A 13,947-nucleotide genomic window follows, 5' to 3' on the forward strand; every position below is an offset into this window, starting at 1 on the left:
ACTCATGCCTGTATGCGCACCCACGCACACCATGAGCCACGCACGGCCTGAACATGAACCACGCCAACCTGTGCCGCTCAGGCGGCACTTGGGAAACGAAAGGTCTGCTGGATGAAGATTCGCCGCGCCCTGACGGCCGCCGCAGCGACTGCCGTGATAGCGCCCGCCGCCGTACTGGCCGCGCCGGCCGCCGCGTTCGCAACGCAGCCGGTGTCCGAGGCCGGTCTCCGTACGCCCGCCTCTCCCGAGTTACCCGATGCCGCAACACCGGCGATCCGGCCGGCGGATTCCGCTACGAGCGGCGGTAGAACGGGCACCCCGCACGACCCGCGGCGCCCGGGCGAAGCCGCTGCCGGTGGCTCGGCATCCCAGGACCACGGCGGGGCCGCCCGCCCCGCCCCAGGAAAGCCGCCGAAAGCCGCCAGGACCGCCGAACGGACCACTGGAACCACTGACGCGAGTGGTGCCACCGAGGGCGGCAAGGACGCCGGTGATTCCGATGATGCGGGTCAGCCCTGCGCGTTCGAGTCCGACCAGTTGCACGTGACCGTCGACGGGCTGCCGCACCAGCTGGCTGCGGGCGGCGCCTGGACCGCCTTCTCCATGAAGCTCACCAACACCACCGGCAAGCCTCTGGCGGAGGTCCAGCCCTTCCTGCGCGTGTCCTCCGCCGAAAATGTCGACCGGCCGTACTGGGAGCTGGAGACCGAGTACCGCGACGCCAAGACGGGGCGGTGGAAGACCTTCCATGACGCGGAGCCCGAGGACCTGTTCGGTTTCTTCGCCGTCGGTCCCCGCAGCACCCTCACGCTCCAACTGCGCACCCGCGTGGTCAAGAACGCCAAGCCCGGCGCCGGGTACGCGCTCGCCGCCGGCGACTTCCGCAACCGCGACGGTTCCTGTGGTTCGGCCAAGGAAGCCTGGTACGACTTCACCATCCTCCCCGCAGGCGCGAAGCCGACGCAGTCCCCGACCGCCAAGCCGAGTGAGCCGGGCAAGCCTGGTGGCGCGGGCGAAGCCGGCCAGAGCTCCGCGTCCGGCGGCGGTACGGGTGGTTCCGATTCCAGCGATGGCCTCAGTCCGCAGGGCGGCGGCCGCCTTGCCTCGACCGGCTCCTCGTCCGCGCTCCCGATGATCGCTCTCGCCGGCGGAGCCGCGATGGTGGTCGGCGCGGGTGCGGTCATCGGCGTGCGCCGCCGGAAGGGCGCAGCCGGTCCGGGCTCCACGGACACCACCGCGTAAGCCCAACCGTCTCTCCAAGAACCCGACTACCCAACGGTCCGCGGTCTTGGGACTCCATCGCACTGGAACAAAGTTCCAAGGGCCGGAACAACCAGAGAAGAGATCTTCATGAAGCTGCGCCACGCCCTGTCGATCACGGCCGCGACGGCCGCGCTGCTCCCCGTGGCGGTGGCCGTCGCGCCCGCTTCCCAGGCGGCCCCTGCCACGGACCTCCCGTCGTGCTCCGACGTCAGCAACGGGCAGCACGACAACAACGCCTTAGTGGGCCGCTCGTTCGGCGTACCCCATTCGATCGCTCTCGGCACTCACTGGACGACCTACACCGCCACGCTCACCAACTCCTCGGCGAAGGAGCTGAAGTCGTTCGAGCTCAGCGCCAATCTGGGCAGTTATGTCTACAACGAGGGCGAGCGCGACCTGAGCCCGTACGGCGATCTGCAGTACTGGGACACCTCGCAGCGCGCCTGGAAGACGCTGCGCCAGGCCAATGGAAACGCCCGCGGCGCCGTCCCCGGCCCGAAGACACTGAAGCCCCGCGAGTCCGTCCACATGCAGCTGCGGTTCAGGGTGGGTAAAGACCTGCCCCTGGACCATGCGTACGACGCGTTCACCAACCTCACCGGCACCTTCGTCGACCGCTACCGCGACACGGACTGCACGGTCCACGGCGAAGCCGGCGGCACTTTCTCCCCTCGCGAGGCCTGAGACCTGCGGGGGAGGCTGCCGCCGTCACGGCCCGACGGCGGCAGCCTCCCCAGGGCCCGTCCTCAATGGATCTTGCCCAGAGCAGGAGTGATGCGAGTGTGACCGCTGCTTCGTAGGAGGTGGCGGTCACACTCGTATCGGGTGGCGCTGCCAGCCGGTCTTCTCGGGGATCGTCTGCGCGATGCCGCGTCACCGCAGGTAGCCGCGTGAGCTGTAAGCCTTGTCCGCGGCCACATGAAGCCGTGCGGTCAATAGTCTCGCCGACTTGGGCGCCGTCGCCTACGGCCCTTCGGTACGACGGCAGCATGACGCCGCGTCGTCGGCAGCACCGATTCTGAGTGGAATGGTGTCCGCCGGCCGTCTGCCTCGTCCTGCTTGTCCGGAGCGGCACCGGCCGTATCCCGCAGCACAGGGGAGGCAGAAGGCGCAGGGGGTACAGGGGACGCAGGGGACGCAAGACTGCCGCTGACGGGCTGAGAGGCGCGGAAGATGCTGAGCGGCCGGAGCAGTTGGCGCGCTTGCACAGGGATAGCCGCGCGGCGTTCTCAGCCATCATCCGGTGGCCCTCCGGGTCGGTCTGACCCACCTCTAGGCCCCCCAGAGCCTCGTCGGCATTGCCGTGTCCACCCATTCCGGCGGCTCGACGGCTTCGTTCTCCACGGTGGGAGCGTCTGTAGTGGGCCCGTCCCGGCTCGAAGAGCCCCATCGCCTCGACAACGATTCTGGCGAGCGCGGACAGCACCGTGAGCCAGATACCGGTTCTCGCACCTTCGGACGGCCAGGCCGACCCTGCAACCACCGCGGCGAAAACGCCACTGGCGACGGCGCCCCACACGCGATGCGCCAGGAAGAGAAACCAGGGAACAGCCGGAGCCACGAACACTGCGATCGCAATGAGGACCGCTCCTGTCCACATGGTCTGTGCCCTCCTTTGCCGGGAACTCGGTGTCCGGGCGCCATGTCACGGGCCCGGAGAGCGGGCTACGAGTCATCGGGGTGTGCTCCGGGTGGGTCAGGCTTCTTTGCGAGGTCAGTTGGCATGCGGGCGGGTGAGAGATGCTATGAGTCAATACCTCTGTGTCGAATGGGTTTTGACCAGACGTCCGGATATCTGCCGGGAATGACTGATTCCTGGCAGAGGGCGCTCAATGTGACGGCGGGTGAAGACTCCGGCGTGGTTCGCTCCGTCGCTTGTGCGGGACCGGGTGATCCGCTGGGACCGTGGCATGCAGGGCGACGGCATGGACGCGACCGCGTGCGCGAGGGTTGCCGTTCGCGGTGGTACGGCTTCTGCGGAGGGCCCCGGGGGGTGGGTAGGCGGGGAACGGCCAACGGCCGCTCTGCAGTGAAGTGGGCAGGTTTTGCGGGAACCAGAGGCCCGCTCCGTACGACTGACTGGACCGGGTCCCGAAGCGGGGCCGGGGCTGTCGGGAGGGGTGCTGTGCGGGCCAACCGGGTCAGGGGATCGGAGGCTGTCGAGGCGGGCAGCGGTACGACGGGGCCGCCGGGTGCGGGGCCGGCGGTGGTGGTGCTGCTGACGTCGGCTATGGCGTTCTCCATGATGCAGTTGTTTGTCATTGGGGCGTTCGGGCCGCGGCTGGTGGGGGAATTGAGGATCTCCACGACGGTGCTGGGGCTGACCACGACAGCGGGCTTCGGGGCGGCCGCGTTGCTCTCGCCGCTGGCCGGGCGGCTGGTGGACCGGGCCGGGCCGCGGCGGTGCCTGGTGGCGCTGCTGGTGCTCACCGCGGTCTCGTTGGGGCTGATCGGTGCCGCGCCGGGGACGGTGGTACTGCTGTTGGCCGTCGCGCTCGGTGGTGTGCCCCAGGCCTTGGCCAACCCGGCGACGAACAAGGTGATCCTTGCCGCCTTCCCGGCCGAGCGGCGTCCCGGTGTGACGGGGCTGAAGCAGTCAGGGGTGCAGTGCGGGGCGTTCGTGGCGGGTCTGCCGCTGTCGTTGCTGGCGGCCGGTGTGGGCTGGCGGGGCGCGGTGTGGGCGGCGGCGGGTGCCGCAGCGGTGGCCGCGCTGTGGGCGGCCCGAGCGCTGCCGTCCGATCCGGCCGCCCCCGCTCGGGGTCCGGGCGCCGCCTCCTCGCCGCACGGCGTGACGCGGCGGCTGGCCTGCTTCTCGCTGTTGCTCGGCTGCGGTATCGCCTCGGTCAACACCTACCTCGCGTTGTTCGGTTCACAGCGGCTGGGCCTGGCGCCCACCACCGCGGCGGCGCTGGTGGCCGTGCTGGGAGTGGCGGGCATCGCCGGGCGCGTGGGGTGGTCGCGCGTGGCCGGACGGCCGGGGCGGGCCGAGGCGTTGCCCGCCCTGCTGGCGGCCGGAGCGGTGGGTGCGGCGCTGCTGCTCGCGGCCGCGCTCTGGCTCCATCCGCTCGTGTGGCTCGCCGCGGTGGCGGTCGGGTCGTTCGCGGTGTCGGCGAACGCGGTCTCCATGGTGGTGGTGATGCGCCGGGCCGCGCCGGGGCGGGCGGGGCAGGATTCGGCGCTGGTGTCGGCGGGCTTCTTCGCGGGGTTCGCCGTGGGCCCGCCGCTGTTCGGCGCCCTGGCCTCCGCGGCCGGGTACGGAACGGGCTGGCTCCTGGCGGCGGCCGAGTTCGCGATGGCAGCGGTCGTGGCCGTGCCGTTGATGCCGCGTCGTGCGGGAGCGCGCGATGCATGAGGCGGCCGACGACATGCGGTGGGCGGACCGGGCGCTGGCGTCCGTGTGGGAGCGGGTCCGGGTGACCGCGGACCAGGTCGGCCCGCGCTTTCCGCTGTATGCCGAGCCCGGCACCGGGGTCTGGAAGTCCACGTCGAAGGGGTCGTGGACGGGCGGCTTCTGGGCCGGGTTGCTGTGGTTGCGCGCCCTGGCCTCGGGGGCGCCCCGGGACCGCTCGGCGGCGGCCGAGTGCACCGGGAGGCTCGCGCACTGGCTCGATCAGGACACCGCGACCCGGGGACTGATCTTCTGGTACGGCACCGCGCTCGCCGCCGGGCCGGGCGGCAGCGGTGCGGCGGAGCAGCTGAGGGAGCAGGCGGCACGCGCGTGTCTGGCGGGGTACGACCCGGTACGCGGACTGGTGCCCTGGGGCGCGGCCTTCGGCGGTCCCCGGATGCTGGCGCGGGCAGATGCGGTGCCCGGGCTGGTGCCGTTGCTGGCGGGCTGGTCGGATGCGGGCAGGGCCGCGGCGTACGGGCATCTGACCCGGCAGCTGGAACTCAGTCTTGCCGAGCATCCTCCGCGTCCGGCATGGGCGGCCGCGAAGGACGGCTCGTGGACGGCCTGCCCCGAGCCGGCACCCGGGTGGAGCCGTACGGTGCCGTGGTTGCTGTTGGGGCTCGCGGACGGAGTGCACTGGCTCGGGGCAGGCGGTCTGTGGGCGGCGGCGGAGCAGCTTGCCGCGCCGCGGCTCGTCGCCGGCGTGCCGCTCGTGCCCGACGCACAGGACGGGAACGCCCAGGGCGGGAACGCCCCACCGGCCGGGAACGCCCGACAGACCGGGAACGCCCGACTCCACGGGCACGATGCGGGGCCGTTGGACACCTCTGCCGCGGCCATCGAGGCGGTGGCCTTGCTGAAGCTGGCCGCCCTCACCAGGGCTGCGGGGATTGGGAGGACTGGGGAGGCTGTGGGGACTGCGGACGGCGCCGACGCGCCGACCCGCCGGGCGCGTCGGATTCTGTACCGGTTGTGCAGCAGACATCTGACGGCCGGGGGCGCGTTGACGGCGGGTTGTTACGACGCGGGGCGGGGGCTCGCTCCCCGACACGAGCTGATCTGGGGGGACTTCTTCCTCGCCTTCGGGCTGGCGATCCTCACCGGGCTGACGGAGCCGTTCACGACATGACCCCGTAGCCGCGGAGCACCCGGCGGGCCACCGCCGCGATGTGCAGCTCGTCGGGGCCGTCCAGCAGCCGGGCCGCGCGGCCGGTGCGGAACAAACCGGGCAGTGCGGTGTCGGGACCGAGTCCGGCCGCGCCGTGCACCTGGATCGCGGCGTCCGCCACCTGCTGCAGCATGCGGGCCGCCGCCACCTTGGCCAGGCCGGTCTCCAGCCGTGCGTCGTCGCCCGCCGCCAAGCGGTTCACCGCCTCGTACACGAGCGGGCGGGTGGATCGGATGGCCAGCAGGGAGTCGAACACCATCTGCTGGACGAGCTGCCGGTCGGCAAGGGGGCCCGACGCATGCTGCCGGGTCCTGGCCCGTACACACATCAAGTCGAAGGCGCGCTCGGCCTGCCCGAGCCAGCGCAGACAGCGCAGCACCCGGCCGAGCCGCAGCCGCTCCCCCGCGATCCGCAGCGCCTGGCCCGGCTCGCCCACCAGGTGGTCCGAGGGCACCGTGACGCCGTCGAGTGCGATCTCCCATTGGCCCCCGGCCCCGAGCACCGGTACCTCGCGCACCACCGTGAAGCCGGCCGCGGAGGCGGGCACCACGAACAGGGACAGGCTGTCCGCGCCCCGCTCGGCGGCATCCGTCCGGGCCAGCACCGTGACCAGGTCGGCGTCTCCCGCACCCGTGATGAACCACTTGCGGCCCGCCAGGGTCCAGCTCCCGTCGGGCTCCGCGACGGCACGGGTCGCGGTCTGCGCGGGGTCGGTACCGGAGGTGTCGGGCTCGGTCATCGCATAGCTGCTCCGCAGCGCGCCGGCCGCGATCCCCGGAATCCAGCGGTCCCTTACGTGCTCACCGGCATGCCGGGCGAGCATCCGTACGTCGAGGAGGGGCCCCGAGCCGAGGGCGGCGGGGCCGTGGTCGCTGGCTCCCTCGGCCTCCGCGAGGTGTGCGTAGTGGGCGAGGCCGATGCCCTGGCCGCCGAACTCCACGGGCAGGGGAAGCGCCCACAACCCGGCCTGTTTCGCCTCCTGTTGCAGTCCGCGCAAGGCGGTACGGGCGGCCGCGCCGCCCGCGTCGAGGACCGGCTCGCACGGCATCACCCGGTCCCGTACGAATGCGCTCACGCGCTCCCGAAGTGCGGCCACTTCCGGTGGGCAGTCGGGCTGCCCGAACCCGGTGGGCCCCTGGGACGCGTCCGTTGCGGATGCCGTTTCCCCTGGATTCTGCGCGGCGTTCCTGGCGTTCACAGCTTTCCTCCACCTCACCGGGAACTCGGTGAACCGACGGTCCGACTTACTGGCTGTGGAGTTGGTCGGCGTCGGACGCCGCCTGGTTCCCGTGGATGTGAGCGAGCCATAGGGCGGTCCGCCCGCCGGAGAGGAGTGCCGTGGGACACCCCGCCGTCATCTGCGCGACCCAGCCGCTGGAGGGAGTTCGCCTGGAGGTATCGGGTCCGTCCGCGCTCACCTCCCCGGCGCTGGGCCATCTGCGAGCACTCGGCGCGACGGTTCCCGAGACGCCCCCGGCGCACGGCGGCCCCGCGCGCTTCGCGGCCGCGGGGAAGGGACCGGGAAAGGTCACCGCGCACACCGCGTGGGCCGACGCCCTGCCGGCGACCGCTGCCGTCGACGAGTCAACCGTCCAGGCGGCCACCGGCATGATGCATGTGCACGGCAGGCGCGACGGCCGCCCGCGCGGCCTGGCGGTCGACTACGCGGCGACCTGTGCCTCCGTGCTGACCGTGCAGGGACTGCTGGCCGCCATGCTGGGCCGGGCGCGCGGCGGTGTGCGCAGCACGCACGTCACCACCGGCGCCGACCGGGCCGCGCTGCTCACCCTCTCCCAGTACATCGCCGCGGCGAACGCGCCGGAGGCCGAGACGGTGGCGCCGGCCCCGGGCGGACCGCCGTTCACCGCCCGGTGCGGTACCCGATTCGAGCTGGAAGCGCTGGATCCCGTCCCGTGGGCCCGGTTCTGGCGGGAGCTCGGCGCGCCCGAGGCCGCGATACGCGCCGGCTGGCCGCCCTTCCAGTTCCGTTACGCCACTGCCTGTGCCCCGCTGCCCGAGGCGCTGCACCGGACGGCGCGCGACACCTCCTGGGCGCGGATCCGGCAGGCCGCGGCCGCCGCGGGAGCCGAGGTGTGTCCCCTGCGCCCGCTGGCCGACAGGGTTGCGGAGTGCGGGGGCGCGGCGCCGTGGACCTTGACGCCGCGTGCGGAGGCGTGGGCCGCGCCCGGCTCCGCCCCTGCCCCTGATCCTGCTCTTCCGCTCTCGGGGCTGACCGTGCTGGAGGCGGGCCGACGCATCCAGGCCCCGCTCGCGGCACACCTCCTCGGCCTGCTCGGCGCGGACGTCGTACGGATCGAACCCCCCGGCGGGGACCCGCTGCGCGGCATGCCGCCCTGCTGCTCCGACATCTCGGCGCGCTGGCTCGCCCTGAACAGGGGCAAGCGAGCGGTCCAGATCGACATCAAGTCCCGTGCCGGACAGGCGGAGTTGCGCGAGCTGGCCGCCGGTGCCGATGTCTTCCTGCACAACTGGGCGCCGGGCAAGGCCGAGCAGTTCGGGCTGGGCGCCGAGGATCTCGCGGCGGTCAACGCGGGCCTGGTGTACGCCTACACCAGCGGCTGGGCGGGGAGGCTGGCCGACGTCCCGATGGGCACCGATTTCATGGTGCAGGCCCGTACCGGTGTCGGCGAGGCGGCACGTCCCGCCGACGAGGCGCCGGCACCGTCGCTGATGACCCTGATCGATGTCCTGGGCGGGTTGCTCGGCGCCGAGGCAGTGGTGAGCGGGCTGCTGTTGCGTGAGCGCGTCGGTCGGGGGGTGCGGGTGGAGTCCTCGCTGCTGGGGGCCGCGGAAACGCTCACCGCACCGGCGTTGCGCAGGGCGATGGCCGGCGGGTCCCCGCGCCGGCCCGCGGGCTTCCGGCGCCCCCTGGCGACCGCGGACGGATGGCTGGCGCCGAGCGACGACTCCGCTCCGGCCGTGGGCCGTCGTGCCGCCGCGCTACGCGAGCTGACCTCACAGCAGGCGGTCGACGGACTGCACGAACAGGGCCTGTCCGCGACCGCCGTCGTCACCGAGCTCGGCGCCCTGCCGCACGACCCGCGGTTCGGCGGCGCCCTCACCCGTGACCCGCTCGGCTCCCTCGTCGTCCCCGCGCCCTGGAGATTCGCATGACCCACCCGCTTCACGATCTGGTCCCCGCCCCTCTGCGGCGTGCCTGGGCCGCCGAAGGGCACTGTCCCGACATCGATCTGTACACCCTGTTCCGGGCCCATCGGACCGCCCATCCGCTCCGTACCGCCGTGGTGGACGCACGGGGCGAGACCTCCTACGCGGAGCTGGACAGCCGGGCCCGATGTCTGGCCGCCGGTCTCGTCGAGGCCGGCATCCGTCCCGGTGACGTCGTGGGCGTCCAACTGCCGAACAGCGCAGCGGCGGTGACGGCCGATCTGGCCCTGGCCGCGCTGGGGGCCGTGGCCCTCCCCTTCCCGGTCGGGCGCGGCAGCCGGGAGGCCAGATCGCTGCTCGGCCGGTCCGGCGCCGGTGCGGTGATCGCGGCCATGGAGTACCGGGGCATCGAGCACGCGAGGGAACTCGCGGAACTGGCCGGGGAACTGCCCGCGTTGCGCACCGTGATCGCCGCGGGCCCCGGCCCTCTCCCCGCCGGATGCCTGTCGCTGGCCGAGCTGCTCGGCGCCGGCCAGGACAGCTTCACCCCGGAGCGTCCCCACCCCGACACGGCGGCCCGGATCCTGGTGTCCTCCGGCTCCGAGGCCGAGCCGAAGATGGTGGCGTATACGCACAACGCCCTCGCCGGTGGCCGCGGCAACTTCCTCGCGTCCCTGCTCACCGAGGGCACTCCCCCGCGGTGTTTGTTCCTCACACCGCTCGCCTCGGCGTTCGGGAGCAGCGGTACCGCGGTCACCCTCGCCCGGCACGGGGGAACTCTCGTCCTGCTCGACCGCTTCACGCCCGAGGCGGCGCTGGCGGCGATCCGCGCCCACCGGCCGACCCATGTGCTGGGCGTGCCCACGATGGTCCGCATGATGCTGGAGCAGTGGGAGGCGGACCCCGTCCCCGTCGACGGGCTGACGGCGCTGGTCCTGGGCGGCTCCGCGCTGGATGCGGCCACCCAGGAGGAAGCGCGCCGGGTGTTCCACTGCCCGGTGGTCAACCTCTACGGGTCCGCCGACGGCGTCAACTGCCATACGGGGCCGGCACGGGAGAGCGTACCGGCGGGCGGTCCGGGCGTCGTGGTGGGCCGGCCCGATCCGACGGTCTGCGAGATCCGTATCGCTCCCCTGCACGGCAGTGCCTCGACGGGGGCCGGGGAGATCCTCGCGCGGGGCCCGATGACGCCGCTGTGCTACGTCGGCGCACCGGAGCTGAACATGCGCTACCGCACCGCGGACGGCTGGGTGCGCACCGGTGATCTGGGGATGCTGGACGCGGACGGCACACTGCGCGTGGTCGGCCGCCTCAAGGACATCGTGATCCGTGGCGGGGCGAACATCAGCCCCGCCGAGGTCGAGGGCGAGCTCTCCTCCCACCCGGACGTGCGGGACGTGCTCTGTGTCGGTGTGCCAGACCCGTTGATGGGTGAGCGGCTGGCGGCCTGCGTGGTGCCGAGGTCCGGGCGCGAGATCACCTTGGCGAGTCTGTGCGCCCACCTCGACGCGTGTGGTCTGGAGCGCCGCAAGCATCCGGAGCGCCTGCTCACGGTGGCCGGCGAGCTGCCGCTCACGCCGGCCGGCAAACCCGATCGCACCGCACTGCGCGAGAGGCTCGCCGCCGCTTCCCCGAGTGCCCGGGAACAGACGGGATGACGCACGACGGGAGGGGCTGTCGAGCCGGGCAGCCCCTCCCGGCTCGACAGCCGCCTCTCAGGAGGCCGGTCAGGACGCGGCGAACGCCTTCTTCATCTGCTGCGCGGCCTTGCGGTAGACCCCGAGCAGGTCGAGGTCCGCTCCCGGGTAGTTGACGATGTTCAGCTGCTCGGCCCCCGATCCGGGCAGTACGGTCCCGGTCGACATGTTCTCGTTGTCGAGGACGAACTTCGGCTTCTTGCCGGACAGGGCGGACAACTGCGCCGGAGTGACCGCTTCCGGGCCGTAGGTCCCCACCACCCGCGCCCCGGCCAAGTCGGCCGCCCACCTGGTGAAGGCCTGCGATGCCACGGCGGGGGCCTTACCGCCCGGCCAGGCAGCCTTCACCTGATGGGACAGGGACTTCCACTGGCCGGTCAAGGTGGCGTTCCACTTCGCGGCGGCCTGCTGCGTTCCGAACGCCTTGCCCAGCCGTGTCACATTGGCCGTCGTCTTCGCGGGGGCGTTGTCCAGATCGAGCTCGATCATCTTCGCCTTGGATCCGGCCGCCTCCTTGATACGTCCGGCGAACGGTTCGAAGGAGGCGTACAGGACGTAGTCCGCTCCCGCCACGGCGGTCAGGTCGGTCGGCTTGAGGTCGTAGTCGGGCGCATGCCGGATCGAGGCGGGGACCAGGGACTTGACGTTCTTGGCGCCAGCCGCCCTGGCCAGTGCCGCCTCCCAGGAGGTGGTGGCGACGACGACGGGACCGGAGGACTTTCCGGACGAGTCCGCCGAAGCGTCCTTCGAGGACGCGCCGGAGGCACCACATCCGGAGACGAGCAGCAGCCCCGCGCTCAGCGCGGTGAGGGGACGGACGAGGACGCGGGCACGCGCCATGAGGAGTTTCTCCGTTCGGGTAGGAGATGAGCTGCCAGGGCGACGGCCCCCGCAGCGAGGACGAGGACCGGGCCGGGCGGCAGGTCCCAGGCAAGGGAGACGAGGAAGCCGACGACGTTGACCACGAGGCCGATGCCGACAGCCCACAGCGTGATCGACACCAGGGAGCGGCCGAGGCGGCGGGCGGCGAGCGCGGGCAGCAGCGTGAGGGCGTCCACCAGCAGCGCCCCCGTCAGCCGGATGGCGCCGGCCACCGCGATCGCCACCAGGACCAGGAGCAGCACGGTCAGCCGCTGCACCGCCACCCCGGAACACAGGGCGAGTTCACGGTCGTGCAGCAGCAGGGCCAGATCGCGGCGGCGCCAGACGAACAGGGCCGGCAGGGCCACCGCGAGTGCGCCCAGTACAGCGAGGTCGGCGGGGCGCACCGCCAGGATCGATCCCCACAGGAGCGCGAAGGCGCCGTTGGCGTTCACCCCCGACAGGGCCAGCAGCAACAGCGCGGCGGCGATGGCCAGACTCATCAACAAGCCCATGGCCCCAGAGAGTCCGTCGGCACTGCGGGCCAGCGGGGCAACTCCCGCGCCCGCCAGGGCACAGGCGACGAGGGCGCACAGCACCGGGTCCACGCCCAGCAACTGGCCCACGGCGATGCCCAGCAGCGCGACATGCATCATCGCGAAGCGCACCGGCATGATGTCCAGCCCGACGATCACCACGCCCACGATCGGCAACCCGAGCGCGGACAGGAGCAGCCCGGCCCCGGCCCGCTGCACAGGAACCAGTTGCAGGAGGTCGCCCACCTGCCCCCACGCGCTCACCGGACCTCCCGCAGCTGCCCGGCGGCCATTTCCAGCGTCCGGTCGCACCGGGCGACCATCGCCCGGTCGTGCGTGACCACGACCACCGTGACCGGCAACGTCGTGAGCACCTCGGCGGCTTCCTCCTGGCCCGCGAAGTCCAGTGCCGCCGTCGGCTCGTCGGCGAGCAGGACCCCCGCGCCGGCCGCCACGCACCCGACCGCCCGGGCCAGATGCATACGCTGGAGCTGCCCGCCGGACAGGCTGCTCAGCGGCCGGTCGGCCAGTGCGCCCACGCCCAGCCGCTCGGCCGCCTCGGCCGCCTGCGCCGGGGAGCCGCTGCTGGCCAACAGCTCCCGCGCCAGCAGGGGGAAGCGCCCGGCGGCGGGCCGCTGGGGAATCCAGGCGCAGGCCCGCCGGCGCCAGGACCGCTCCGCGGCCGTCCGGTGGCCCCGCCCGCCGACGAGGATCTCGCCGTCGGCCTGCCGGTGCAGGCCGAGCACCGCGCGCAGCAGAGTCGTCTTGCCTGATCCGTTCGTCCCGGTCAGCGCGACGCGTTCACCGGCGCCGACATCCAAATCCACACCGGCCACCGCCTCCAGACGGCCGTGCCGGCACGCCACGCCCCGAAGCCGTAGATCGAGGCCGGCCGCATCGCGCGCCGGCCGTTCCGCCGGGGACCCTGACTCTTCATCGCTGCACTCCACAGCCAGCTAGTCGGAAGACCGGACGGTTCAGTTCCCGTCGATTCTCTCCGGTGTCGGTGAGCCTCGCTCTGCCGCAGCGGCCACGGCGGTCGCCGCCACGGTGGGACCGGCCGAACCGGAAGAGCAGTGACCGGCTCAGGGGCCGATCGCCAACGGGGCACAGAAGACCTCACGCCTCCTGTGCCCCGTGGCCTCATCCCGCCGGCAGCGGCTCACGCCACCGAACCGGCCACCTTCCACGACCGACCGCGGGAATGCTGCTTCCATTCCTGTGCCACGGCGGCGGCCCGGTACGCGGGCTCACCGTCGGCGGCGTCGAGCAGCGCGATCAGCGTCTCGCGGGCCCGGGCCACCCGGGAGCGGACCGTGCCCACAGGACAGCCGACGACAGCGGCCGCCTCCGCGTACGGCAGCCCGAGCAGTTGGGTGAGCACGAACGCTTCCCGTCGCGACGGCTCCAGGGCGGAGAGCAGATCGGTCAGAGCCACCCCCTCGTCGAAGCCCGGACCGGTCTCGCACTGCGCCTGCTCCGCCACGACCTCCCAGTCGGCGAGCCCGGCGACCCGGGGCCTGGCCTTGTTGGCGCGGATCCGGTCGGCGACCGTACGGCGGGCGATGGTCAGCAGCCAGGTACGGGCCGAGGACCGGCCCTCGAACGCGGGCAGGCTGCGCAGGGCACGCAGATAGGTGTCCTGCACCAGGTCGTCCGCGGCCTGGGCGTCGCGGCTCAAGTGCGTGACATACCGCAGTACATGACGCTGGGTGCCCCGCACAAAATTCTCCACCGCCGCTTCATCCCCCGTACGGGCCGCCAGGGCCCACCGGGTCACCTGAGCGTCCTCCGCCTCACGCACGCGAGCCCTCCCCTCGCCGCACATCACCTGACTCGGGGAGGACGGGCGGACACACGGCCCCGATTCCCGCTGCCGCAACGCGGGATATCGGAAGAGCG

General features: G+C 72.7%; 11 protein-coding genes. 6 read left to right on the plus strand and 5 right to left on the minus strand.

Annotation, left to right across the window (positions count from 1 at the left end; genetic code table 11):
* Nucleotides 1–111 precede the first annotated feature (111 nt).
* From Scani_RS19460 to Scani_RS19475, 4 genes are all read left to right on the plus strand, one after another.
* The gene (locus Scani_RS19460) at nucleotides 112–1,242 is read left to right on the plus strand and encodes an LPXTG cell wall anchor domain-containing protein (RefSeq protein WP_159477956.1); all 1,131 of its coding nucleotides are present in this window, start codon (nucleotides 112–114) and stop codon (nucleotides 1,240–1,242) included.
* A gap of 108 nt (nucleotides 1,243–1,350) precedes the next feature.
* Nucleotides 1,351–1,947, plus strand: a complete 597-nt coding sequence (locus Scani_RS19465; RefSeq protein ID WP_159477959.1) for a hypothetical protein — start codon at nucleotides 1,351–1,353, stop codon at nucleotides 1,945–1,947.
* 1,546 nt (nucleotides 1,948–3,493) lie between these two features.
* A complete protein-coding gene (locus Scani_RS19470; RefSeq protein ID WP_159482228.1) occupies nucleotides 3,494–4,615 on the plus strand; it encodes an MFS transporter in 1,122 nt (373 codons plus the stop codon).
* A complete protein-coding gene (locus tag Scani_RS19475; RefSeq protein WP_246296022.1) occupies nucleotides 4,608–5,783 on the plus strand; it encodes a sugar ABC transporter permease in 1,176 nt (391 codons plus the stop codon). The genes Scani_RS19470 and Scani_RS19475 overlap by 8 nt, the downstream gene beginning before the upstream one ends.
* On the opposite strand, the gene Scani_RS19480 is transcribed toward Scani_RS19475, so the two are convergent.
* Complete coding sequence (locus tag Scani_RS19480; protein ID WP_246296024.1) at nucleotides 5,773–6,918, minus strand: acyl-CoA dehydrogenase family protein; 1,146 nt, start codon at nucleotides 6,916–6,918, stop codon at nucleotides 5,773–5,775. The genes Scani_RS19475 and Scani_RS19480 overlap by 11 nt on opposite strands.
* A gap of 242 nt (nucleotides 6,919–7,160) precedes the next feature.
* Here Scani_RS19480 and Scani_RS19485 point away from each other — a divergent pair, with 242 nt between their 5' ends.
* Nucleotides 7,161–8,957 (plus strand): CoA transferase, encoded by a 1,797-nt coding sequence (locus tag Scani_RS19485; protein ID WP_159477964.1) that lies wholly within the window; start codon nucleotides 7,161–7,163, stop codon nucleotides 8,955–8,957.
* Nucleotides 8,954–10,609 carry a class I adenylate-forming enzyme family protein gene (locus Scani_RS19490; RefSeq protein WP_159477967.1) on the plus strand — a complete coding sequence of 552 codons (1,656 nt, stop codon included), beginning with the start codon at nucleotides 8,954–8,956 and terminating at the stop codon, nucleotides 10,607–10,609. The genes Scani_RS19485 and Scani_RS19490 overlap by 4 nt, the downstream gene beginning before the upstream one ends.
* 69 nt (nucleotides 10,610–10,678) lie before the next feature.
* Here Scani_RS19490 and Scani_RS19495 read toward each other — a convergent pair whose 3' ends face one another.
* From Scani_RS19495 to Scani_RS19510, 4 genes are all read right to left on the minus strand, one after another.
* Complete coding sequence (locus tag Scani_RS19495; RefSeq protein ID WP_159477970.1) at nucleotides 10,679–11,488, minus strand: metal ABC transporter substrate-binding protein; 810 nt, start codon at nucleotides 11,486–11,488, stop codon at nucleotides 10,679–10,681.
* Nucleotides 11,446–12,309, minus strand: coding sequence for a metal ABC transporter permease (locus tag Scani_RS19500; RefSeq protein ID WP_159477973.1), 864 nt, complete (start codon nucleotides 12,307–12,309; stop codon nucleotides 11,446–11,448). Before Scani_RS19500 ends, Scani_RS19495 begins: the two co-directional genes overlap by 43 nt.
* Nucleotides 12,306–12,881, minus strand: coding sequence for an ABC transporter ATP-binding protein (locus Scani_RS19505; RefSeq protein ID WP_246296413.1), 576 nt, complete (start codon nucleotides 12,879–12,881; stop codon nucleotides 12,306–12,308). Before Scani_RS19505 ends, Scani_RS19500 begins: the two co-directional genes overlap by 4 nt.
* A gap of 326 nt (nucleotides 12,882–13,207) precedes the next feature.
* Complete coding sequence (locus tag Scani_RS19510; RefSeq protein ID WP_159477976.1) at nucleotides 13,208–13,873, minus strand: sigma-70 family RNA polymerase sigma factor; 666 nt, start codon at nucleotides 13,871–13,873, stop codon at nucleotides 13,208–13,210.
* Between the last annotated feature and the right edge of the window lie 74 nt (nucleotides 13,874–13,947).

This window comes from Streptomyces caniferus, assembly GCF_009811555.1.
Lineage (GTDB): Bacteria > Actinomycetota > Actinomycetes > Streptomycetales > Streptomycetaceae > Streptomyces > Streptomyces caniferus.

Excerpts from the sequence above, each read along its gene's own strand:
- Scani_RS19460 (WP_159477956.1), top strand. The coding sequence starts at position 112 with ATGAAGATTCGCCGCGCCCTGACGGCCGCCGCAGCGACTGCCGTGATA.
- Scani_RS19465 (WP_159477959.1), top strand. The coding sequence starts at position 1,351 with ATGAAGCTGCGCCACGCCCTGTCGATCACGGCCGCGACGGCCGCGCTG.
- Scani_RS19470 (WP_159482228.1), top strand. The coding sequence starts at position 3,494 with ATGGCGTTCTCCATGATGCAGTTGTTTGTCATTGGGGCGTTCGGGCCG.
- Scani_RS19475 (WP_246296022.1), top strand. The coding sequence starts at position 4,608 with ATGCATGAGGCGGCCGACGACATGCGGTGGGCGGACCGGGCGCTGGCG.
- Scani_RS19490 (WP_159477967.1), top strand. The coding sequence starts at position 8,954 with ATGACCCACCCGCTTCACGATCTGGTCCCCGCCCCTCTGCGGCGTGCC.
- Scani_RS19495 (WP_159477970.1), bottom strand. The coding sequence starts at position 11,488 with ATGGCGCGTGCCCGCGTCCTCGTCCGTCCCCTCACCGCGCTGAGCGCG.
- Scani_RS19510 (WP_159477976.1), bottom strand. The coding sequence starts at position 13,873 with ATGTGCGGCGAGGGGAGGGCTCGCGTGCGTGAGGCGGAGGACGCTCAG.